The sequence below is a fragment of the Pseudomonas corrugata genome (assembly GCF_001269905.1).
GTDB classification, from domain to species: domain Bacteria; phylum Pseudomonadota; class Gammaproteobacteria; order Pseudomonadales; family Pseudomonadaceae; genus Aquipseudomonas; species Aquipseudomonas corrugata.
This window is the reverse complement of sequence record NZ_LHVK01000014.1, coordinates 171599-193251: the sequence shown is the minus strand read 5'-3', so window position 1 is coordinate 193251 and position 21653 is coordinate 171599. Positions and strand designations below refer to the sequence as shown.

Sequence of the window (21653 nt, the reverse complement as noted above, 5' to 3'; positions counted from 1 at the left end):
CCCCCGTAGCGCGCGATTATCTAGCAGGCCGCGTGACAACGCATCAGGGGCAACGAAGTATTTATCGAGAAAACGCCCTGTTTAACCTCGAAACAGGGCCGAAAAGGTGTTTCAAACGCTTTCAGACCTGTAACAGGAAGGTTACCGGGCCATCATTGACCAAATGCACCTGCATGTCGGCGCCGAATCTACCTGATGCCACAGTGCCATGCACCTCCTTCGCCCGACTGACCAGATAGGTGAACAGCTCCTCACCCAACCCCGGAGGCGCGGCCGTCGAAAAACCGGGGCGCAGCCCGCTTCTGGTGTCCGCCGCCAGGGTGAATTGTGACACCAGCAACAGACCGCCCCCGACGTCTGCCAGGGACAGGTTCATCTTGCCGTCGACATCACTGAACACCCTGTAGTTAAGCAGCTTGTGCAAGAGTTTGTCGGCGCTGGCCCGGGTATCCTCGGGTTCGACCGCTACCAGGACCAGCAACCCCTGGTCCACGGCCCCCACGATGTCGCCCGCGACCTCGACCCGAGCGCCACGGACCCTTTGCAACAGCCCTTTCATGCTTCTTCGGGCGGCAGGTCGAGCAAGCGCCGGGCCATTTGCCCGGCAGCGCGCAACAACGCGTCGGTAATACCCGGCTCGGAAGCCGCGTGCCCCGCATCTCGGATCACCTGCAGTTCGCTGTTGGGCCAGTTCTGATGCAGCTCCCAGGCATTGTCCAGCGGGCAGATCACGTCATAGCGACCATGCACGATGACGCCCGGCAAATGGGCGATCTTGCCCATGTCGCGAATCAGCTGGTTGGGTTCGAGGAAGGCGTTGTTGGTGAAGTAATGGCATTCGATCCGGGCGATCGACAGCGCACGCTGCGGCTCGGAGAAGCGGTCGACCACCAGGGGGTTCGGACGCAAGGTCGCCGTACGCCCCTCCCAGATGGACCAGGCCTTGGCCGCGTGCATCTGGGCGATCTGGTCATTGCCGGTCAGGCGTTTGTGGAAGGCGCCGAGCAGGTCGTCGCGCTCGTCCAGGGGAATGGGCGCAATGTAATCCTGCCAGTAGTCGGGAAACAGGCGACTGGCGCCGGCCTGATAGAACCACTCGATCTCCTGGGGGCGGCAGAGAAAGATGCCGCGCAGGATCAGGCCATGGACCCGCTCCGGATGGGTCTGTGCGTAGGCCAGGGCCAGGGTAGAGCCCCAGGAGCCGCCGAACAGCACCCATTTCTCGATGCCCAGGTGCTTGCGGATGCGCTCCAGGTCTTCGACCAGATCCCAGGTGGTGTTGTTTTCCAGGCTGGCATGGGGCGTGGAACGACCACAGCCGCGCTGATCGAAAGTGACAATGCGGTACAGGTTCGGATCGAAGTAGCGACGGCTTTGCGCATCGCAACCCGCCCCCGGACCGCCATGAATGAACACCACCGGCAGGCCTTCCGGAGAGCCGCTTTCATCGACATAGAGCGTATGGGTGTCATCGACAGCCAGATCGTGCCGGGCATAGGGTTTGATCTGCGGGTACAAAGTCTGCATTGGGCGCTCCGTAAGGGTCGAGTCATCCCTGTAGGGACTCTATTTAATCTGCCGTCCGGCATCATAAACCCGAATTACCTTAATGAGCATGCCCCCGCCCAAACAATACAGAACCCTGTGGCGAGGGGATTCATCCCCGCTGGGTCGCGCAGCGGCCCCAACAGCGAGCGAGCCGCGCCGACCGTCTGGGACTGCTGCGCAGTCCAGCGGGGATGAACCCTCTCGCCACAAGGGTTTTGCAATGACTTCTACCTACCGTACTTTGTCTGCCCCCAGGCCACCAGGCCTTCAAGCAGCTCCCGGAGAACAACCCGGGTCGGCGCCGCCCGGTCTTCTCGATAGTTGAACGGTTCGAACTCTTCCATGTAGGTGCTCTGGCACAGTTCCAGTTGCACCGCATGGATGTGTTCGGCCGGGTTGCCGTACTGCCGGGTGATGTGTCCGCCCTTGAAACGCCCGTTGAGCACATGGGTGAACGCGCCGTGACGGGCACAGATGGCTTCGAGCTGGCTCGCCAGCACCGGGTCGCAGCTGGCGCCGTTGAAGGTGCCGAGGTTGAAGTCCGGCAGCTTGCCGTCGAACAGGTGCGGGATCACCGAACGGATCGAATGGGCGTCGAACAGCAAGGCGTAGCCGAACTCGGCCTTGAGCCGCGCCAGCTCCTGTTGCAGGGCCTGGTGATACGGCATCCAGATCTGCTGCAGGTACGTGGCCCGTTCCTCGGCAGAGGGTGTCAGCCCTTCACGAAACAGCGGCACGCCATCGAACAACGTCGCCGGGTACAGGCCGGTGGTGGCGCCAACATACATCGGCGTGTCGTCGGAGGGCCGGTTCAGGTCGACGACGAACCGTGAGTACTCGGCGGACAGGGTACTGGCGCCCAGCTCAGCGGCAAAATCGTAGAGCTTGGGGATGTGCCAGTCGGTGTCCGGCAGGCTCTGGGCTTCGTCGATCAACCCGGTCTTCACTGCCGGGGTCAGGCGCAGACCGGCGTGGGGCATGCTGATCAACAACGGCACGCGCCCCTGGGTGAAATTCAGGACTTTCTCCACAAGCATTCTCCTCAAGCGATTTCAACGCCGTGACGCACGACGCGTTTTTCCAGTTCACCGCCCAGCCAGTACGAAAGGTCGGCCGGACGGTCGATGTGCCAGGCGACAAAATCCGCCACCTTGCCGACTTCCAACGAACCATGGGAGCGGGCCATGCCCAAGGCTTGGGCGGCATGAATCGTTGCGCCGGCCAAGGCTTCCTCCGGAGTCATCCGGAAGCAGGTGCAGGCCATGTTCAACATCAGGCGCACCGACAGCGCCGGCGAGGTGCCGGGATTGAGGTCGCTGGCCACGGCAATCTTCACACCATGCTTGCGCAGGGCGTCCATCGGCGGCAGCTGGGTTTCCCGGAGGAAGTAAAACGCCCCTGGCAACAACACTGCCACAGTGCCGGATTCAGCCATGGCGATGGCATCGTCCTCGGTCATGAACTCCAGGTGATCCGCCGACAGCGCCTGGTAACGGGCCGCCAGACTCGAACCGTGCAACGACGACAATTGTTCGGCATGCAGCTTCACCGGCAGGCCCAACTGCTGCGCGGTGACGAATACCCGCTCGACCTGCGCCGGGGAAAACGCCAGGTACTCGCAGAAGGCGTCCACCGCGTCTACCAGCTCCTCGGCAGCCAGGGCCGGGAGCATTTCGGCGCAGATGTGCTCGATGTAGTCGTCGGCGCGGTCGGCGTATTCCGGCGGCAAGGCGTGGGCGGCCAGGCAAGTGCTGCGCACGCTGACCGGCAGTTCTGCAGCGAGACGGCGGGCGACTCGCAGCATCTTGCGTTCGTTGGCCAGATCCAGGCCGTAGCCGGACTTGATTTCCACTGTGGTCACACCGTCGCGCATCAGGCTTTTCAGGCGCTTGGCAGCGCTGCTGAACAGTTCCTCCTCACTGGCGGCACGGGTGGCGCGCACGGTGCTGGCGATGCCGCCACCCGCCGCGGCAATCTCGGCGTAGCTGACGCCTTGCAGGCGCTGTTCGAACTCACCGCTGCGGTTACCGCCGAACACCGCGTGGGTGTGGCAGTCGATCAGGCCCGGGGTGACCCAGGTGCCCTTGAGGTCGTTGACCACCGGATACTCACCGGCCGGCAGTTCGGAGCGCGGGCCGATCCAGTGGATGTGTTCGTCCTGGGTAACGATGGCGGCGCCTTCGATGATCGAGTAGACGCCCTGGGCCATGGTGGCGGCGTGGCAGTTTTGCCAGAGGGTTTTCATAGACGTCCTCCGTCAGGATCGTTCCCACGCTCTGCGTGGGAATGCAGTCCGGGACGCTCCGCGTCCCTTGTCGAGCGGGACGCAAAGCGTCCCATGAAGCATTCCCACGCAGAGCGTGGGAACGATCGGGTCAGCCCTGCAAACTCGGCAGCAGGTTCGCCATGACCAGCTCGTTCAGGCAGCGGCTGGCCAACAGCTCACTGGCGGCATTGATGTCCGGCGCAAAGAAGCGGTCCTTCTCATAGAACGGCACTTCGGCGCGCAGGAAGCTACGAGCCTGTTCCAGCTTCGAGGAAGTCTTCAAACCTCCGCGCAAGTCCAGGCCCTGGCAAGCCGCCAGCCATTCCACCGCCAGGATGCCACGGGTGTTCTCGGCCATTTCCCACAGGCGCTTGCCGGCGGCCGGAGCCATGGACACGTGGTCTTCCTGGTTGGCGGAGGTCGGCAGGCTGTCCACCGAGTGAGGATGGGACAGCGCCTTGTTCTCACTCGCCAGGGCAGCGGCGGTGACCTGGGCGATCATGAAGCCGGAGTTCACCCCGCCATTGCCCACCAGGAACGGTGGCAACTGCGACATGTGCTTGTCCATCATCAGGGAAATGCGCCGCTCGCTCAGGGAGCCGATTTCGGCAATCGCCAGGGCCATGTTGTCAGCAGCCATCGCCACGGGTTCGGCGTGGAAGTTGCCCCCGGAGATCACATCACCTTCGGCGGCGAACACCAATGGGTTATCCGAGACGGCGTTGGCCTCGATCACCAGCACTTCGGCCGCCTGGCGGAACTGGGTCAGGCAGGCGCCCATCACTTGCGGCTGGCAACGCAGGGAATATGGATCCTGGACCTTGTCGCAGTTCTGGTGCGATGCGGACACTTCACTGCGCTCGCCCAGCAGGTCGCGGTACGCGGCGGCGGCATCGATCTGGCCTCTCTGGCCACGGGCGGCATGGATACGCGCGTCGAATGGAGAACGGGAGCCGAGTACGGCTTCCACCGTGAGGCTGCCCAGGGCCAGGGCACCGGCAAACAGGTCTTCACCCTCGAACAGGCCGCGCAGAGCAAATGCAGTAGACACCTGGGTGCCATTGAGCAGCGCCAAGCCCTCTTTGGCGGCCAGGGTCAGCGGCACGAGGCCGGCGACTTTCAACGCGTCGACCGCCGGCAGCCATTCACCTTTGTAGCGTGCCTTGCCTTCGCCCAGCAGCACCAGGGACATATGGGCCAACGGTGCCAGGTCGCCGGAAGCACCGACCGAGCCCTTGAGCGGGATGTGCGGATAGACCTCGGCATTGACCAGCGCGATCAGCGCATCGATCACTTGCCGGCGAATGCCGGAAAAACCCCGGCTCAGGCTGTTGACCTTGAGCACCATGATCAAGCGCACCAGCGCATCGCTGATCGGCTCGCCCACGCCAGCGGCATGGGACAGCACCAGGGAGCGCTGCAGGTTTTCCAGGTCTTCGCTGGCGATACGGGTCGAGGCCAGCAGACCGAAACCGGTGTTGATGCCGTAGGCGGTGCGGTTCTCGGCGAGGATCTGCTCCACGCACGCCACGCTGGCTTCGATTTGTGCCGAAGCGCTGGCGTCGAGGCTCAGGGTCACCGGTTGCTGATAGATGTCGCGCAATTGAGCCAGGCTCAATTGACCGGGAATCAGGTTTAAGGCAGTCATTTATTGCTCCTTTTGAGAGTTTTGTTTTTTACCCGCCAGTCGCTCCGGAATGTTCCGTTATCCGTCACCCTCGCCTTTTGAGCGATGCTTTTTGGGCAAGGGGTGCCTTGGCACGCTGGCGCTTTTTTTCGATCAATTCAAATTCGGTAACACGCTGTGCAACAGGTTCGGGTCTTTAAGGAGCCCGGCGGTGCTGGCTATGTCCGGCGCCAGCCAGCGGTCCTGGTCATAGGCAGCCACGTGTTCGCGCAGCAGTTTCCAGGCATGCCCGGTACCGGCGCCAAAGCGCTGCGACTTGAGGAATTCAAAGGCCTGGGCCGCCAGCAGGTATTCGATGGCGAGAATCTGCGTGCAGTTTTCCAACACCCTGTGCAGCTTCAGGGCCGCGTTGGTGCCCAGGCTCAAGTGATCTTCCTGCAAGCCCGAGGTCACGTAATTATCCAGCACCGCCGGTTGCGCCAACTGGCGATTCTCCGCGCACAAGGAGGCGGCGACGTACTGCACGATCATCATCCCCGAGTTCACGCCGGGGTTGGCCACCAGAAAGGCCGGCAGCCCGCTGACATGCGGGTTGATCAATCGGTCGAGACGGCGCTCGGCGATGGAGCCGATCTCCGCCATGGCAATCGCCAGCAGATCCGCCGCCAAAGCCACCGACTGGCCGTGGGGGTTGGCCTGGGACATGACCCGGAAGCTATCCGGCGTCCCCAGCAACAGCGGGTTGTCGGTGGCGGCATTGAGTTCGGTTTCGATCTGCTGACGCGCGTGCGCCAACTGATCACGAGCGGCGCCATGGACCTGGGGAATAGAACGGATGCTCAAGGCATCCTGGGTGCGAATGCCCAGACTCGAGGCAATGACTTCGCTGCCATCGAGCAAGGCGCGCAGGTTGGCCCCGACCTGTTGCATGCCCGGGTGCGGTTTGAGAGCGATGATCTCGGCGTCGAACGCGGCGATCTGTCCACGCTGGCCCTCGAAGCTCATGGCACCGATCACGTCCGCCCATTGCACCAGCCGCGTCGCATCCGCCAGGGCCAGGCAACTGAGGCCGGTCATGCATGGCGTGCCGTTGACCAGGCATAGGCCGTCCTTTGCCCCCAATTGAACCGGTTGCAAGCCTTCTGCGGCCATGGCCTGTTGCGCCGCTACGATCTGGCCGCGATAGCTGACCTGGCCGACACCCAGCAGCGCAATGCTGATGTGAGCCATGTGGGTCAGGTAACCCACCGACCCCTGAGACGGCACTTGTGGGGTGATGCCGCGATTGAGCAGCGCCAGCAAGGCTTCGACCACCCGACGATGAATGCCGGACTTGCCCTGGCTGTAGTTGAGGATGGCGGCGCAGAGAATCGCCCGGGTCTGTTCATCCGCCAGCGGCGCCCCCACGCCACAGGCGTGGCTGAGCAGGGTGTTGCGCGACAACTGACTGAGTTGTTCATCCTTGAGCGACACATTGCACAAGGCCCCCAGGCCAGTGTTGACGCCATAGGCGCGCTCGCCGCTTTCGACGATGCGCTGCACGATGGCCTGGGCATTGTCGATCCGCGCCCAGGCCTGGGCCGAAAGCTCGAGCTCGGCACCGAAGCGGGCGACGGCGACCACGTCCTGCCAACGCAGGGGGGCGTCGGCGATGATGATTTTTTCAGCCTGGGACATCTAAAGCCTCATACACATATTAAGTTGCCAATACCCTTGAGCCGCAGCGGGATTATCCGTGGGAGCAAGGCTTGCCCGCGATGAATCCAATGCGCTCTCTCTGGAACCGAGGTGCCTGTATCGCGAGCAAGCTTTGCTCCCACAGATTTTGTGACCGGTCCGCCCTACACCACCGCCGCCCGCCGCTGCACGAACCGATCGACATACTCATCGGCCGGCGAATGCAGGATCTCCCGGGGCGTGCCGACCTGGATCAGCTTGCCGTCCTTGAGAATCGCGATGCGGTTGCCGATGCGCACGGCCTCGTCGAGGTCGTGGGTGATGAAGACGATGGTCTTGTGCAGGGTCTTCTGCAGTTCCAGCAACTGGTCCTGCATTTCTGCGCGGATCAGCGGGTCGAGGGCACTGAAGGCCTCGTCCATCAGGATGATGTCGGTATCCGCCGCCAAGGCACGGGCCAGGCCCACACGCTGGCGCATGCCGCCGGAAAGCTGGTGCGGGTATTTGTTTTCGTAGCCCTTCAGGCCCACGGTGTTGATCCAGTGCAACGCGCGCTCGGTGCACACCTGCTTGCTCTCGCCGCGGACCTTCAAGCCGTAGGCGACGTTGTCCAGCACGCTCTTGTGGGGCAGCAGGCCGAAGCTCTGGAACACCATGCTGATCTTGTGCCGGCGGAATTCACGCAGGGCGTCCATGTCCAGTTGCAGGATGTCTTCGCCGTCCACCAGGATCGCGCCGCTGGTGGGGTCGATCAGGCGGTTGAAATGCCGCACCAGGGTGGATTTGCCGGAACCGGACAGCCCCATGATCACGAATATCTCGCCGGTACCGATGCTCAGCGACAGGTCATTCACACCGACCACGCAACCGGTTTCGGCCAGCACCTGGTCCTTGGTCTTGTTCTGGCGGATCAGGTCCAGGGCATCCTTGGACCGATTGCCGAAAATCTTGAAGACGTTCTTGACTTCGATTTTGCTGATAGCTGCGTTGCTCATTTGCTCACCTCATGCCGAGGACGACCATAGGCCTGGGTAATGCGGTCGATGACCACGGCGAGAATCACGATCGCCAGCCCGGCTTCCAGGCCGCGTCCGACGTTGAGGGTCTGGATACCCACCAGCACGTCCTCACCCAAGCCACGGGCGCCGATCATCGAGGCGATGACTACCATCGACAGGGCCATCATGGTGGTCTGGTTGATCCCGGCCATGATGCTTGGCAGGGCCAGGGGCAGTTGCACGCCGAACAGCTGCTGCCAGCGGTTGGCACCAAAGGCATTGATGGCTTCCATCACTTCGCCGTCTACCTGGCGGATGCCCAGATCGGTCAGGCGAATCAGCGGCGGCGCGGCATAGATCACAGTGGCGAAGATCGCCGGGACCTTGCCCAGGCCGAACAGCATCAACACCGGAATCAGGTACACGAAGCTCGGCATGGTCTGCATGATGTCCAGCAACGGCATCAGCACCGAACGCAGGCGATTGCTGCGTGCCGAGAGAATACCCAGCGGGATGCCGATCAATACCGATATCAGCGTTGCTACCAGCATGAGTGCGAGGGTCTGCATCAGTTTGTCCCACAGGCCCACCGCGCCCACCAGAAACAGCAGACCGACGATCACCGCCGTGGCCATGACCTTGCGGGTGGCGTGCCAGGCGACGCCGCCGACGATGGCCAGCATCAGCCACCAGGGCGCCATGCGCAGCAGGCTTTCGAGGTTGACGATGGCCCACAGCAACGTATCGGAGATGTGCCGGAACACATCGCCATAGTTGGTCACCAGGGAGTCGACCCAACCGTTGACCCAGTCGGCGATGGAAAAGGTAAAGCTTTCGGGAAACATAAGGGACTCTCGATCAGGGGGATGCGGTGAATGTCCCGGCCAACCCTACGGCTGACCGGGAAGTATTCGACCTACAGAGCCGCGTCGATTTTCTTGGCAGCGTCTGCGCTTACCCAGGCGTGCCAGACTTCAGGATGTTCCTTCAGGAAGATCTTCGCCAGTTTCGGCGACTCGATCCGCTCTTTGGCCATGCGCCCGAGGTTCTGGTTCAGGATATCGATAGGCAGGTTGACCTTTTCCAGCACCGCCACCAGCTCCGGGGCCTCGTCGTGGAAGGTCTTGGACAGGCCGACCTTGATGCTCACGCTTTTATCCACGCCCGGTTTTTCTTCCAGTTTTACCAGGTCCACCTGGCCCATCAACGGGGTTGGCGACCAGTAGTAGAACAGGATCGGCTCGCCACGCTTGTAGCTCGACAACACTGCTGCATCCAGCGCCGGGCCGGTACCTGGGCGGAAGTTGGTGTAGGTCTTTTCCAGGCCATAGCTTTTCAGCATCTCGCTGTTGTCCAACTCACAGGTCCAACCGGCCGGGCAGTTGTAGAAACGACCCTTGGACGGTTCCTCCGGATCCTTGAAGACGGCAGCGTACTGACCCAGGTCGGCGATGTTCTTCAAGCCCGGGGCCTTGGCTTCCAGCTTGCGCTTGGCGTCACCTTCGATCACGTAGCGCGGCACGTACCAGCCTTCGATGGCCCCGACCACCGGAGCACCGACGCCGACCACTTTTCCGGCCTTCTCGGCCTTGTTCCAGACCTCGCTGCGGCCGACCCACTCTTCGGCAAACACCTGGATGTCGTTGCTGCTCAGGGCGTTTTCCATGGTGATGGAGTTGCCCGGCAGGCTATCGGTCTTGCAGTCGTAGCCTTTTTCCAGCACCACTTGCAGGACGTCGGTCAGCAGCATGGCGCTTTCCCAGTTCAGGCCGGCGAATTTCACCGGTTTGCCCGACTCGCACCAACCCGCCGCCTGGGTGGCGCCGGCGCTGGCCAGCAGGCCCATGGAAAGCAACGTGGTCAGCAGGGTCTTGTTCGATTTCATTGTGTGACGCTCCTAATCAGTGAATTGGCTTACGGCAGTCAAGAGGCATCCAGCCCTGTCAACGTCCTATCAGACCGCTTGGATGCGGCCCGCCCTGCTCGGTTGTGCGTCAACCGCGTCCTGCTCGACTGGCAGGATCAATTGATCGGGTACAGCGCTGTGCCACTTCTTCGCCGCGACGTAATACAACGCCGCCGGTACCACCAGGCCGATGATCCACGAGATATCCACATCCCCCATCGCTGCCACCAGCGGCCCGGTATAGAACTTGGTGGAAATGAACGGCAATTGAACCAGTACACCCAGCGTATAGATGCTGATACCCAGGGCGTTCCAACGACCGTAGCGACCGTTCGGATCAGCCAGTGCCGGCACGTCGTAGCGCTCGCGAGTGATGCAGTAGTAGTCCACCAGGTTGATCGCGCTCCAAGGCGTAAAGAACGCCAGCAGGAACAGGATGAAAGACTTGAACGCACCGAGGAACGAGTGCTGGCCGAGCAGCGCGATCAGCGTCGCGGCGCCAACAATGACCAGCACGAAGAGCAGACGCTGCAAGCGCGTTACGTTCAACTGGCCACGGAAACCGCTGATGATGGTGGCAATGCACATGAAGCTGCCGTAGGAGTTCAGCGTGGAAATGGTGACCTTGCCGAACGCGATGCTGAAATACAGCAGCGCAGCGGTGGCGCCAGTGCCCCCCAGGCCAACGATGTAGGCCACTTCGTGACCCGCGAACTGCCCGTTGGCCGAGGCGGCGGCAAACACGCCAAGGATCATCGCCACCTGGGCGCCAATGACCGAACCGGCACCTGCGGCAAAGAAGGTTTTCACCGAGGACGTCTTGCTCGGCAGGTAGCGCGAATAGTCAGCCACGTAGGGGCCGAAGGCGATCTGCCAGGATGCCGCGAGCGACACCGCAAGCAGGAAGCTGCTCCAGCTGAAGTGGCGGATTTGCAGGAGTGCGCCAACGTCCGTCTGGCTGATCAGGCGAGCGAACAGGTAAACAAAGGCAATCACACCAATAATGCTGGCGACGCGGCCAATGAAGTGAATCACCCGATACCCGAGCACCGTGACCAGCACGATGACACTGGCGAAAATGAGGATGCCGACACTGTCGCTGACGCCAAACAACTGGCCCAGCGCCTGACCGGAAAGCACGGTGCCCGTCGCGGTGAAACCCAGGTACATCAGGCACACCAGCACGATCGGGATGGCCGCGCCATAAACACCGAACTGCACCCGGCTGGAAATCATCTGCGGCAGGCCAAGCTTGGGTCCTTGCGCGGCATGCAACGCCATGACACCACCGCCGAGCAGTTGGCCGATCAGCAGACCGATCAACGACCAGAACACATCACCGCCCAGCACCACCGCCAATGCACCGGTGACAATGGCAGTGATTTGCAGGTTGGCCCCCATCCAGAGGGTGAACTGGCTCAACAATCGACCGTGTCTCTCAGCTTCCGGGATGTAGTCGATCGAGCGTCTCTCGATCAACGGCTTACTGCTTGCACGTGTGCTACTGACGGCCATGGTTCAACCTCTGTGGATTGTTCTGGTGGTGACTCTGGTGTTGCTTTTCTGTGGGAGCGAGCCTGCTCCGGGCGGCGATCCGACGATAGTGGTCTGCCAGTCGATGCATGTGTCGAATGTGCCGACGCCATCGCGAGCAGGCTCGCTCCCACAAGGGGTCCTGCGTTACTTGCCGGTAATCATCGGCAAGTTCAGGCCCTGTTCCTTGGCGCAGTCGATCGCAATCTGGTAACCGGCATCGGCATGACGCATCACCCCGGTGCCCGGGTCGTTGTGCAGTACGCGAGCGATTCGCTCGGCCGCCTCATCGGTACCATCGCAGACAATGACCATGCCCGAGTGCTGGGAGAAGCCCATGCCGACGCCGCCACCGTGGTGCAGAGACACCCAGGTCGCGCCGCTGGCGGTGTTGAGCAAGGCGTTGAGCAACGGCCAGTCGGAGACCGCGTCGGAACCGTCCTGCATGGATTCGGTTTCACGGTTGGGGCTGGACACGGAACCGGAGTCCAGGTGATCGCGGCCAATCACGATCGGTGCCGACAGCTCTCCGCTGCGCACCATTTCGTTGAACGCCAGGCCCAGCTTGGCACGTTGGCCCAGGCCGACCCAGCAGATGCGTGCCGGCAGACCCTGGAAGCTGATGCGCTCGCGAGCCATGTCCAGCCAGTTGTGCAGGTGGGCGTCGTCTGGGATCAGTTCCTTGACCTTGGCGTCGGTCTTGTAGATGTCCTGCGGGTCACCCGACAGCGCGGCCCAGCGGAACGGACCGATGCCGCGGCAAAACAGCGGACGGATATACGCCGGCACGAAGCCTGGGAAGTCGAAGGCATTCTCGACGCCTTCTTCCTGGGCCATCTGACGGATGTTGTTGCCGTAGTCGAAGGTCGGCACGCCCATTTTCTGGAAGGCCAGCATGGCTTTCACGTGCACCGCCATCGATTGCTTGGCGGCTTTCACCACGGCGGCGGGTTCGGTCTTGGCGCGGGCACGGTACTCGTCCCAGGTCCAGCCAGCCGGCAGGTAACCGTTGAGCGGGTCGTGGGCGCTGGTCTGGTCGGTGACCATGTCCGGACGCACACCGCGACGGACCATTTCCGGCAGGATTTCAGCGGCGTTCCCGCACAGTGCAATGGAGATTGCCTTGCCTTCGGCGGTGTATTTCTCGATACGGGCCAGGGCGTCATCCAGGTCGGTGGCCTGCTCGTCGACGTAACGGGTCTTGAGACGGAAATCGATACTGACCTGCTGGCATTCGATGTTCAGCGAGCAGGCGCCGGCCAGTGTGGCAGCCAACGGTTGTGCGCCACCCATGCCGCCCAGGCCAGCGGTCAGGACCCAGCGGCCCTTGAGGTTGGAGTCGTAATGCTGGCGACCGGCTTCGACGAAGGTTTCATAGGTACCCTGCACGATGCCCTGGCTGCCGATGTAGATCCAGCTGCCGGCGGTCATCTGGCCATACATCGCCAGGCCCTTGGCATCGAGCTCGTTGAAGTGCTCCCAACTGGCCCAGTGAGGTACCAGGTTGGAGTTGGCGATCAGTACGCGTGGGGCATTTGTGTGGGTCTTGAACACGCCCACCGGCTTGCCGGATTGCACCAGCAGGGTTTCGTCGTCGTTCAGGTTCGTGAGGCTTTCGACGATCTTGTCATAGCACTCCCAGTTGCGCGCCGCGCGACCGATGCCACCGTAGACCACCAGCTCCTTGGGATTCTCGGCCACTTGTGGGTCGAGATTGTTCATCAGCATGCGCAGCGGTGCTTCAGTCAGCCAGCTCTTGGCGGTCAGCGTATTACCGCGAGGGGCGCGAATTTCAACGTCACGGTATTTTTCGGGTTTGCGGGTTGCGTCGGTCACAGCAAAAACTCCTCAGCGATCAATCCAGACCAGCCCGGGCAGTGGGCAGCGATTTAACGAACGTTGCGTTGAACATAGGCAACTCATACGCATACGTCTTTACTTGTATGTACAAGCATATGCAATCAAGCGGCCAACTTGTTGAAGGCGTGCGCAGGAATCTTTCTGGAAATGGCTGTAACGTGCGGAATTGAAGGGTTTTCGAGGGGATTAATTTTTCGGAGGGGGATTTTCAGATGCAGACAAGAGAAGGACAGAAAGCGTGGCGTTGCGCCACACTGGGGCATTCGGTAACAAGTTGGTGCGCGAAACGGGAACAACCTACAGGCTTTTTGTGGCGAGGGGATTTATCCCCGCTGGCTGCGAAGCAGCCCTATTGGGGGCCTTCCCATAACTCGGGTGCAATTGATTTAGGGCCGCTTCGCGGCCCAGCGGGGATAAATCCCCTCGTCACAAGGAAGTGCTACAGCTGAAACTAGTGAGCAGTCAGCTCGATCACGCAACATTGGCCGTGGCTGGCAACTTCCAGCAGTTGAGTGTTACCGCCCAGTTGCAGGCAGTCATAGAGGCCCAGCGTGGCAGTAAAGTCGCCAACCCTGACACTCAATTCCGGGTCGGCACTGAACACCAGCACCGTCCCCGCCTCACTGAAAAACCGCTGCTCGCCCGCCAGCCACTGTAACCGTGCCCGGTAACGCTGGGGCGAATAGATCAGGTTGAAGTCACGAATCGGTCCGCCCAGCAACGTGCAATGAACGTGGCTCTCACCACTGAACGCGAAAGGGTCCAGGGGATGCAACGGCCGCGTGACCTGACCATCGACGGTCAGGCTCATGCCATCGCCCTGCAAGACGCTGATGACGCGCTCGTAACCGGCAAAGGTGGAAAAACCGCCTGACTCACCGATATCGGCAATCGACAGCCGCCAGCCGAAACCTTCCAGGCCGGTGCCGGCGTCGCGGGTGATTTCCTCGGTGCTGCCACCGCCGTTTTTCCATGGCATGCGCGGGTAATCCACCGCACGTAGAACTTTCAAGTCACTCACTTATGAAATCGCCCTTCCAGACTATGACGGGAACCCGGATGAATCAGCCGCGCGGCGGTGACAGGCTGACGCCCGGACCAGGTACGACGGCGGATCAGCAGGCACGGTTCGCCCTTTTCGATCTGCAACAACTTGCATTCATTCGGCTCGGCGAGGATCGCTTCCACCACATGCTCGCCTTCGGTCAGCGGCGCGACCTGGTTCAGATAGGCGTAGGGCGTCTGCAGGGTGAAGTCCTGCTTGAGATAGTCGGGCGCCACCAAGGCGTTGACGAAGCGGTCCTCGATCTGCACCGGAATGTCGTTTTCGAAATGCACGATCAGCGAGTGGAACACCTTCTGGCCTTCACGCATGTCCAGGGCCAGGGCGCGCTCGGAGCCTGCGGCCTCTTCTTCCAGGGTGATGACCTTGCAGGTGTGGCGATGGCCGCGAGAGGCGATCTCGTCGGCAATGTTGTGTACTTCGAACAGCGCGGACTGGCTCTTGGGTTCGGCGACGAACGTGCCGACGCCCTGCATGCGCACCAACAGGCCGTCGGCGGTCATTTCCCGCAGGGCACGGTTGATGGTCATGCGGCTGAAGCCCAACTGATTGACCAGCTCGCTTTCCGACGGCACGCGGTAATGCGGCGGCCAGTTTCCACTGTCGATCTGCTGGGTGATCATCTGTTTGACGCGGGCATACAAGGGTGCCGGACTGTCACCCAGGTTTGAGACCAGCGGCGGTTTGGCAGGCGGAGTCGGCACGGCGGTTCCCTGTTCTGCGGATAAGGTTGCTAGCTTGCCGGAGTTTACCGGCCAGGCAAACGTCTGTATATGTATATACAAATTACGCACGATGAGGTTGAACCATGTCCGCCTTCTTTGCCGAACGCGCGCTGTTGCCTAGTGGATGGGCCAATGATGTACGTCTTGAAGTCGACGCCCAAGGTGTCCTGACCCATATCCAGGCCGGCTCCCACGCAGACGGCGCCGAGCGGCTGGACGGTCCGCTGTTGCCGGGTATGCCGAACCTGCATTCCCACGCGTTCCAGCGGGCCATGGCCGGCCTGGCGGAAGTGGCGGGCAATCCCAACGACAGTTTCTGGACCTGGCGCGACCTGATGTACCGCCTGGTCGGAAAAATCAGCCCCGACCAACTCGGCATCATTGCCCGACAGCTGTACATCGAAATGCTCAAGGCCGGTTACACCTCGGTCGCCGAATTCCATTACGTACACCACGACACCGACGGTACACCTTACGCCAACCCGGCGGAGCTGGCCTTGTGCGTCAGCCACGCCGCCAGCACTGCCGGCATCGGGCTGACACTGCTGCCGGTGCTCTACAGCCATTCAGGTTTTGGCGGCCAGGCGCCCAATGACGGGCAGCGTCGGTTCATCAATAGCACCGAGAACTACTTGAAGCTTCAGTCACGGCTGCAACCGATCCTGGCCGGTCAACCGCTGCAGGCGCTGGGGTTGTGTTTCCACTCCCTGCGCGCCGTCACGCCCGGACAGATCCAGGAGGTACTGGCCGCCAGCGACGCTCACTGCCCGGTGCATATCCACATCGCCGAGCAGCAGAAGGAAGTCGACGATTGCCTGAGCTGGAGCGGTGCCCGTCCGCTGCAATGGTTGTATGAAAACACCGAGGTGGATCAGCGCTGGTGCCTGGTCCACGCCACCCACGCCAATGCCCATGAAGTCAGCCTCATGGCCAGGAGCCAGGCGATTGCCGGCCTGTGCCTGACCACCGAAGCCAACCTGGGTGACGGTATTTTCCCGGCAGTGGATTACCTCGCCCAAGGCGGGCGCCTGGGTATCGGTTCCGACAGCCATGTGTCATTGAGCGTGGTGGAAGAACTGCGTTGGCTGGAATACGGCCAGCGTCTGCGGGATCAACGGCGTAACCGTCTGTATCGGGCAGATCAGCCGATGGTCGGGCGCACGCTGTTCGATGCGGCGCTGGACGGTGGCGCCCAGGCATTGGGGCAACCCATCGGCGCCCTAGAAATCGGCAAGCGTGCCGACTGGCTGGTACTCGACGGTAACGACCCTTACCTGGCCACGGCCCAGGGCGACGGCATCCTCAATCGCTGGCTGTTTGCCGGCGGTGATCGCCAGGTGCGGGATGTCATGGTGGGCGGCAAGTGGGTGGTGCGTAACGGGCATCACGCCGCAGAAGAGCAAAGCGCCCGGGCGTTCACCCAGGTATTGCGCGATCTTCTAGGCTGACCGCAACTCCCCTTGTGGGAGCGAGCCTGCTCGCGATGAAGCCTTTACATTCAACAGAGATGTTGATGAAAGTCCGTCATCGCGAGCAGGCTCGCTCCACAGGGTCATTCCCTGGCCGTCAATCCGACGTCTTGGCCATCTGCCGATCCGACGCACGCCAGATCAGCCGTGTCGTGTCATAGCCCTGCTGGCGCGCCTTGCTCAGCAATTCTTCGCGTACCACACCATTGACGGTCGGCGTACGGGACAACAGCCACATGTAGCGCCGACTCGGGTCGCCAACGATGGCAGTCTTGTAGTCATCGCTGACGTACAACACCCAATACTGTCCCTTCGACACACCCGGCAGGATCCGAGAGAACCAGGTGTCGAATTCGACCCAGAGTTTGTCAGTCTTGCCCGGTACCTGGGGCGTGGCGGTGCCCTTGGCTTCTTCCCACTTCCAGTCAGAGGTCAGGCAGCGATTGAACACACCCATGTTGCCGTCAGGCTTGAGGGTGTAATGGGCTTCCGATTGCGCGCAGTTGCGCTGGAAATACATTGGCAGGCGGGCCAACTCGTACCAGGTCCCTTGGTAACGCTTGAGATTGACGCTGTTGGCGGTCTTGGGCGCCAACGGGTCTTCGCCAGAAGTGGCACAGCCGGCCAATACCAGGCCGGCTAAAAGCACTAACAATAACCGCATCATTATTTTTCTCCCGTGGGCACGTGGCCCCGGTCTACTTCAGGCCTTGGCCGGAAAACATCAACACTTTCTCACCGGCATACTGCACGCTGATAAAGCTTTTCTGGTCGCCCCAGGTGCAACTGGACATGCCGAGCGCGCCCGAACAGTCGGTTGGTTTTCCCAGTAACGTCTCGACTTCGGCCTTGGACATGCCGGCCGACAGCTTCGAATAGTTTTCCTGGTTGACCTTGCTGCATGCGGTCAACAAGACGCACAAAGACAACAACGCGATGGATCGCAGGGACATCGTGAAACTCCTGGAGCGGAAGGAAGGTGGCAGGGTGCCAACCTGAAGCTTAGAAGAGAAAACCCCTATCTGGTTCCCCGGAGACCCCAGTATTTATTGGGGTAAAAACAGGTAGTTCGTCGGTAAATCAACCGTTTTTTGATGGCGTCATGCATTTCGTCGGGTTTGTGCCTCTGACGCCTGAATCCTGGCGCTTGCGCACCGATAAAAAGAACAGCGCGATGCCTTGCCTTATGGCAAATTGACGCCCCTTCCTGACCAGCTCCTGTGCGGTAGCGTTCTTAATGACCAGAAACATGAAATTCAGCCACAAAATCCTGCTGGCGGCAGCCCTTGTGGTAGCCGTTGCATTCGCCTGTTTCATCTTGTTCAACGACTACCGTCAGCGCCAGAGCCTGCATAACAGCACCGAAACGTCCATGCAGGAGCTCGGCAGCCTGACCAGCCGCAACATCCAGACGTGGGTCGAAGGTCGCACCCAACTGCTGCAATCGATGGCCCAACAGATTGCCGTGGACGGCAGCAGCGCCACCAGTCTCAAGCGTGCTGTCGATCTGCCCGCCTATACCGGCAACTTCCAGCTCAGCTACTTCGGTGGCGTCGACGGCGTGATGTTCTCGGTGCCGGCCGGCAATCGCGCCGCCGACTACGATCCTCGCGCGCGAGGCTGGTACAAGGCCGCCAACAGCGCACAGCAGACCGTCGTCACCGAACCCTACATTGCCGCCTCGTCGGGCAAACTGGTGATTACCGTCGCTGCCCCGGTACAGCATCAGAACCAGATGATCGGCGTGGCGGGTGCGGACATCGACTTGTCGAGCGTCAGCGCCATCATCAACTCGCTGAACTTCGGCGGTCACGGCTATGCGTTCATCGTCAGCGCCGATGGCAAGATCCTGATCCACCCTGACAGCAAACGCATCCTCAAGACCCTGGCCGAGGCTTACCCCAACGGTGCGCCGCAGGTCAGCCCAGGCATGAAGGAAGTCGAACTCGACGGTAAGACCCAGTTCATCTCTTTCACCCGCGTCAACGGCGTGCCGGGAGCCGACTGGTACGTGGCACTGGTGCTCGACAAGGACACGGCGCTGGCCATGCTCAGCGAGTTCCGCACCTCGGCGCTGATCGCCATGGCCATCGCCGTGGTGTTCATCATCGCGCTGCTCGGCATGCTGATCCGCGTGCTGATGCAACCGCTGCTGACCATGGGCCGTGCGATGCATGACATTGCCGAAGGTGAAGGTGACCTGACCCGACGCCTGACCATTCATGGCCAGGATGAATTCGGTGCCCTGGGGACCTCCTTCAACCGTTTCGTCGAGCGTATCCACACCTCGATCCGTGAAGTGGCGTCGGCCACCGGCCAAGTCAACGAAGTGGCGCTGCGTGTGGTCAGCGCCTCCAACTCGTCGATGTTCAATTCCGACCAGCAAGCCTCGCGCACCAGCAGCGTGGCGGCGGCCATCAACCAGCTCGGTGCCGCGGCCCAGGAGATCGCCCAGAACGCTGCCCTCGCCTCGCAACATTCCAGCGACGCCCGCAACCTGGCAGAAGACGGTCAGCAGGTGGTAGATAAAACCATCGCCGCCATGCAGCAGCTGTCGGCAAAGATCAGCGATTCGTGCGGCAACATCGAAACCCTGAACAGCAGCACGGTGAACATCGGCCAGATCCTCGAAGTCATCACCAGCATTTCCCAGCAGACCAACCTGCTCGCACTCAACGCGGCCATTGAAGCGGCCCGCGCGGGTGAAGCCGGACGCGGTTTCGCCGTGGTGGCCGATGAGGTGCGCAACCTGGCCCACCGCACCCAGGATTCGGCGCAGCAAGTACAGAAGATGATTGAAGAGTTGCAAGTCGGCGCAAGGGAAGCGGTGCTGACCATGACCGACAGCCAGCGCCAGAGCGAAAGCAGCGTCGGCATCGCCAACCAGGCCGGCGAGCGCCTCGGCAGCGTGACCCAGCGCATCGGCGAGATCGACGGCATGAACCAGTCCGTGGCCACCGCCACCGAAGAGCAGACCGCCGTGGTAGAGTCGATTAACGTCGACATTACCGAGATCAACACACTGAACCAGGAAGGTGTGGAAAACCTGCAAGCCACGTTGCGGGCTTGTACCGACCTTGAACAGCAGGCGGCGCGGTTGAAGCAGTTGGTGGGCAGCTTCCGGATCTAACGCTCTTTCGGGCCCCTTCGCGGGCAAGCCCGCTCCCACAGTCGATTGAGTTTCTTCCGACGGAACTCGGTCAACTGTGGGAGCGGGCTTGCCCGCGAAGACGGCACCCGCCTCACCGCGAAATCAGAATTTAGACCCCGGCCCCTTCAAGAACTCCACTTCCTCAGCCGTAGACGCCCGCCCCAACACTGCGTTGCGATGGGGAAACCGTCCAAACCGGGCAATGATTTTCTGATGCCGTTCGGCATAGTCCAGATTGCTTTCGAACACCGTTCGATCCGCTTCCGGCTGCTCTCGAACCAACTCGATAAACCGCGACACAGCCTCATTCTGCACGGCGAGGTTTTCGCAGTGCTCGAGCACCAGGTAGATGAATACGCGCTGGATGGGTTTGAGTTGCCGGTCGAAACCTGCTGCCAGCCCCTGGGCCACCAACGCCTGGGCACGAAGATCGCCGGAGAAGGCCTTGGGGGTTTCGCGAAAGATCATCCGCGGGAATTGGTCGAGCAGCAGCACCAGGGCCAGCCAACCTTCCGGGCGTTGCGCCCAGTCGGTCAATCCGCCGGCCAGTGCCTGATCGACCTGATCGCCAAAACGCTCGCGCGCCTGGCGATCATGGTGTTTACCGAACCACAGCTTGTTCTTTTCAGCCGCTATTTCGTCCGGCGTGTCGGCTGAACCAAACCACCAATCGAGTAACGGCTGCCAAGGCTCGGCCATGATTTATTCCTTGTGGTAGGCCGTGGCGCGGGCCACTTCTTCCTTCGAACCGAGGAACACCGCCACGCGCTGGTGCAGGCCTTCAGGCTTGATGTCGAGAATGCGCTGGTGACCATCGGTGGAAGCGCCGCCGGCCTGTTCCACCAGGAACGACATCGGATTGGCTTCGTACATCAAGCGCAGTTTGCCTGGCTTGGTCGGCTCACGACTGTCGCGGGGGTACATGAACAGGCCACCGCGGTTCAGGATGCGGTGTACGTCGGCAACCATCGCGGCCACCCAGCGCATGTTGTAGTTCTTTTTCAACGGACCTTCTTCACCGGCCAGCAATTCGCCGACGTAGCGCTGTACCGGGGCTTCCCAGTGGCGCTGGTTGGACATGTTGATAGCGAATTCCTGGGTGGTTTCGGGAATGGTGATGTTCTCGTGGGTCAACACGAAGCTGCCCATTTCCCGGTCCAGGGTGAAGCCCTTGACGCCGTCGCCCAGGGTCAGCACCAGCATGGTCTGCGGACCGTAGATGGCATAACCGGCGGCCACTTGCTGGGTGCCTGGCTGCAGGAAGGCCTTTTCGTTCAAGGCTTCGTTCTGGCTCAGGTATTCGTTCGGGCAACGCAATACCGAGAAGATGGTGCCGACCGGCGCGTTGATGTCGATGTTCGACGAACCGTCCAGCGGGTCGAATACCAACAGGTAGGCACCCTTGGGGTATTTGCCCGGGATCTGGTAGGCATTGTCCATTTCCTCGGACGCCATGCCGGCCAGGTGACCGCCCCATTCGTTGGCTTCGAGCAGGATCTCGTTGGAAATCACGTCGAGTTTCTTCTGCACTTCGCCTTGCACGTTTTCGGTGCCCATGCTGCCCAGGACCCCACCCAGCGCGCCTTTGGATACGGCGTGGCTGATCTCCTTGCAGGCACGCGCCACCACTTCGATCAAAAAGCGCAGATCGGCAGGAGTATTGTTGCTGCGGGTCTGCTCAATCAAATAGCGACTCAAGGTAACGCGAGACATGGACGGCTCCGAAGAATAGGGGGCGGAAAAACCAGCGCAGTTTAGCGCGTGTCGGGACTTAATTCCTCCTATGAGACGGGGAATGGAGGATTGAGTTCACAGAGTGGCGTCATCGCG

20 protein-coding genes are annotated in these 21653 nt (G+C 61.3%); 2 read left to right on the top strand and 18 right to left on the bottom strand.

All coding sequences use genetic code 11. The annotated features are described in order from the left end of the window. Window positions 1–121: 121 nt before the first annotated feature. The 13 genes from dtd to hutC all read right to left on the bottom strand — a co-directional run bounded on the left by dtd (window position 122) and on the right by hutC (window position 15182). Complete coding sequence (dtd, locus tag AD665_RS19165; RefSeq protein WP_024778097.1) at window positions 122–559, bottom strand: D-aminoacyl-tRNA deacylase; 438 nt, start codon at window positions 557–559, stop codon at window positions 122–124. After that, window positions 556–1527, bottom strand: a complete 972-nt coding sequence (gene pip, locus AD665_RS19160; RefSeq protein WP_024778096.1) for a prolyl aminopeptidase — start codon at window positions 1525–1527, stop codon at window positions 556–558. The genes dtd and pip overlap by 4 nt, the downstream gene beginning before the upstream one ends. A gap of 248 nt (window positions 1528–1775) precedes the next feature. Continuing rightward, entirely contained in the window at window positions 1776–2579 is an 804-nt protein-coding gene (hutG, locus tag AD665_RS19155; protein WP_024778095.1) for an N-formylglutamate deformylase, read from the bottom strand. An 11-nt stretch (window positions 2580–2590) separates the two neighbouring features. After that, entirely contained in the window at window positions 2591–3793 is a 1203-nt protein-coding gene (hutI, locus tag AD665_RS19150; protein WP_024778094.1) for an imidazolonepropionase, read from the bottom strand. Between the two features lie 130 nt (window positions 3794–3923). Further along, on the bottom strand, window positions 3924–5462 hold the full coding sequence (hutH, locus tag AD665_RS19145; RefSeq protein ID WP_024778093.1) for a histidine ammonia-lyase: 1539 nt from the start codon (window positions 5460–5462) through the stop codon (window positions 3924–3926). Window positions 5463–5594: 132 nt separating this feature from the next. Beyond that, the gene (gene hutH, locus AD665_RS19140) at window positions 5595–7118 is read right to left on the bottom strand and encodes a histidine ammonia-lyase (RefSeq protein WP_053193187.1); all 1524 of its coding nucleotides are present in this window, start codon (window positions 7116–7118) and stop codon (window positions 5595–5597) included. A gap of 164 nt (window positions 7119–7282) precedes the next feature. Further along, a complete protein-coding gene (locus AD665_RS19135; RefSeq protein WP_050593835.1) occupies window positions 7283–8113 on the bottom strand; it encodes a quaternary amine ABC transporter ATP-binding protein in 831 nt (276 codons plus the stop codon). Then, window positions 8110–8961, bottom strand: a complete 852-nt coding sequence (locus tag AD665_RS19130; RefSeq protein ID WP_024778090.1) for an ABC transporter permease — start codon at window positions 8959–8961, stop codon at window positions 8110–8112. Before AD665_RS19130 ends, AD665_RS19135 begins: the two co-directional genes overlap by 4 nt. A gap of 71 nt (window positions 8962–9032) precedes the next feature. Continuing rightward, window positions 9033–10001 carry an ABC transporter substrate-binding protein gene (locus AD665_RS19125; protein WP_024778089.1) on the bottom strand — a complete coding sequence of 323 codons (969 nt, stop codon included), beginning with the start codon at window positions 9999–10001 and terminating at the stop codon, window positions 9033–9035. Between the two features lie 69 nt (window positions 10002–10070). Beyond that, complete coding sequence (locus tag AD665_RS19120; protein WP_053193185.1) at window positions 10071–11537, bottom strand: purine-cytosine permease family protein; 1467 nt, start codon at window positions 11535–11537, stop codon at window positions 10071–10073. Window positions 11538–11702: 165 nt separating this feature from the next. Continuing rightward, entirely contained in the window at window positions 11703–13391 is a 1689-nt protein-coding gene (gene hutU, locus AD665_RS19115; RefSeq protein WP_024778087.1) for a urocanate hydratase, read from the bottom strand. A 475-nt stretch (window positions 13392–13866) separates the two neighbouring features. Then, a complete protein-coding gene (locus AD665_RS19110; RefSeq protein ID WP_053193184.1) occupies window positions 13867–14436 on the bottom strand; it encodes a HutD/Ves family protein in 570 nt (189 codons plus the stop codon). Then, the gene (hutC, locus tag AD665_RS19105; RefSeq protein WP_053193183.1) at window positions 14433–15182 is read right to left on the bottom strand and encodes a histidine utilization transcriptional repressor HutC; all 750 of its coding nucleotides are present in this window, start codon (window positions 15180–15182) and stop codon (window positions 14433–14435) included. Before hutC ends, AD665_RS19110 begins: the two co-directional genes overlap by 4 nt. A gap of 104 nt (window positions 15183–15286) precedes the next feature. On the opposite strand from hutC, the gene AD665_RS19100 reads away from it, so the two are divergent. After that, complete coding sequence (locus tag AD665_RS19100) at window positions 15287–16651, top strand: formimidoylglutamate deiminase (RefSeq protein WP_053193182.1); 1365 nt, start codon at window positions 15287–15289, stop codon at window positions 16649–16651. Window positions 16652–16769: 118 nt separating this feature from the next. On the opposite strand, the gene AD665_RS19095 is transcribed toward AD665_RS19100, so the two are convergent. The 3 genes from AD665_RS19095 to AD665_RS27430 form a co-directional block, all read right to left on the bottom strand. After that, window positions 16770–17339: a lipocalin family protein gene (locus tag AD665_RS19095; protein WP_024778083.1), complete on the bottom strand. Its 570-nt coding sequence runs from the start codon at window positions 17337–17339 to the stop codon at window positions 16770–16772. A gap of 31 nt (window positions 17340–17370) precedes the next feature. Then, the gene (locus AD665_RS19090; RefSeq protein WP_024778082.1) at window positions 17371–17625 is read right to left on the bottom strand and encodes an outer membrane protein assembly factor BamE domain-containing protein; all 255 of its coding nucleotides are present in this window, start codon (window positions 17623–17625) and stop codon (window positions 17371–17373) included. Between the two features lie 127 nt (window positions 17626–17752). Then, window positions 17753–17923 (bottom strand): hypothetical protein, encoded by a 171-nt coding sequence (locus AD665_RS27430; protein WP_155254736.1) that lies wholly within the window; start codon window positions 17921–17923, stop codon window positions 17753–17755. Here AD665_RS27430 and AD665_RS19085 point away from each other — a divergent pair. Then, entirely contained in the window at window positions 17910–19802 is a 1893-nt protein-coding gene (locus tag AD665_RS19085) for a methyl-accepting chemotaxis protein (RefSeq protein WP_197677812.1), read from the top strand. The genes AD665_RS27430 and AD665_RS19085 overlap by 14 nt on opposite strands. Before the next feature lie 123 nt (window positions 19803–19925). On the opposite strand, the gene AD665_RS19080 is transcribed toward AD665_RS19085, so the two are convergent. Beyond that, the gene (locus AD665_RS19080) at window positions 19926–20522 is read right to left on the bottom strand and encodes a DUF924 family protein (RefSeq protein WP_024778080.1); all 597 of its coding nucleotides are present in this window, start codon (window positions 20520–20522) and stop codon (window positions 19926–19928) included. Between the two features lie 3 nt (window positions 20523–20525). Then, window positions 20526–21536: a class 1 fructose-bisphosphatase gene (locus tag AD665_RS19075; protein ID WP_024778079.1), complete on the bottom strand. Its 1011-nt coding sequence runs from the start codon at window positions 21534–21536 to the stop codon at window positions 20526–20528. Window positions 21537–21653 lie beyond the last annotated feature (117 nt).

Excerpts from the sequence above, each read along its gene's own strand:
- dtd (WP_024778097.1), bottom strand. The coding sequence starts at position 559 with ATGAAAGGGCTGTTGCAAAGGGTCCGTGGCGCTCGGGTCGAGGTCGCG.
- pip (WP_024778096.1), bottom strand. The coding sequence starts at position 1,527 with ATGCAGACTTTGTACCCGCAGATCAAACCCTATGCCCGGCACGATCTG.
- hutI (WP_024778094.1), bottom strand. The coding sequence starts at position 3,793 with ATGAAAACCCTCTGGCAAAACTGCCACGCCGCCACCATGGCCCAGGGC.
- hutH (WP_024778093.1), bottom strand. The coding sequence starts at position 5,462 with ATGACTGCCTTAAACCTGATTCCCGGTCAATTGAGCCTGGCTCAATTG.
- hutH (WP_053193187.1), bottom strand. The coding sequence starts at position 7,118 with ATGTCCCAGGCTGAAAAAATCATCATCGCCGACGCCCCCCTGCGTTGG.
- AD665_RS19135 (WP_050593835.1), bottom strand. The coding sequence starts at position 8,113 with ATGAGCAACGCAGCTATCAGCAAAATCGAAGTCAAGAACGTCTTCAAG.
- AD665_RS19130 (WP_024778090.1), bottom strand. The coding sequence starts at position 8,961 with ATGTTTCCCGAAAGCTTTACCTTTTCCATCGCCGACTGGGTCAACGGT.
- AD665_RS19125 (WP_024778089.1), bottom strand. The coding sequence starts at position 10,001 with ATGAAATCGAACAAGACCCTGCTGACCACGTTGCTTTCCATGGGCCTG.
- AD665_RS19120 (WP_053193185.1), bottom strand. The coding sequence starts at position 11,537 with ATGGCCGTCAGTAGCACACGTGCAAGCAGTAAGCCGTTGATCGAGAGA.
- AD665_RS19100 (WP_053193182.1), top strand. The coding sequence starts at position 15,287 with ATGTCCGCCTTCTTTGCCGAACGCGCGCTGTTGCCTAGTGGATGGGCC.
- AD665_RS19095 (WP_024778083.1), bottom strand. The coding sequence starts at position 17,339 with ATGATGCGGTTATTGTTAGTGCTTTTAGCCGGCCTGGTATTGGCCGGC.
- AD665_RS19090 (WP_024778082.1), bottom strand. The coding sequence starts at position 17,625 with ATGTCCCTGCGATCCATCGCGTTGTTGTCTTTGTGCGTCTTGTTGACC.
- AD665_RS19085 (WP_197677812.1), top strand. The coding sequence starts at position 17,910 with ATGACCAGAAACATGAAATTCAGCCACAAAATCCTGCTGGCGGCAGCC.
- AD665_RS27430 (WP_155254736.1), bottom strand. The coding sequence starts at position 17,923 with ATGTTTCTGGTCATTAAGAACGCTACCGCACAGGAGCTGGTCAGGAAG.
- AD665_RS19080 (WP_024778080.1), bottom strand. The coding sequence starts at position 20,522 with ATGGCCGAGCCTTGGCAGCCGTTACTCGATTGGTGGTTTGGTTCAGCC.
- AD665_RS19075 (WP_024778079.1), bottom strand. The coding sequence starts at position 21,536 with ATGTCTCGCGTTACCTTGAGTCGCTATTTGATTGAGCAGACCCGCAGC.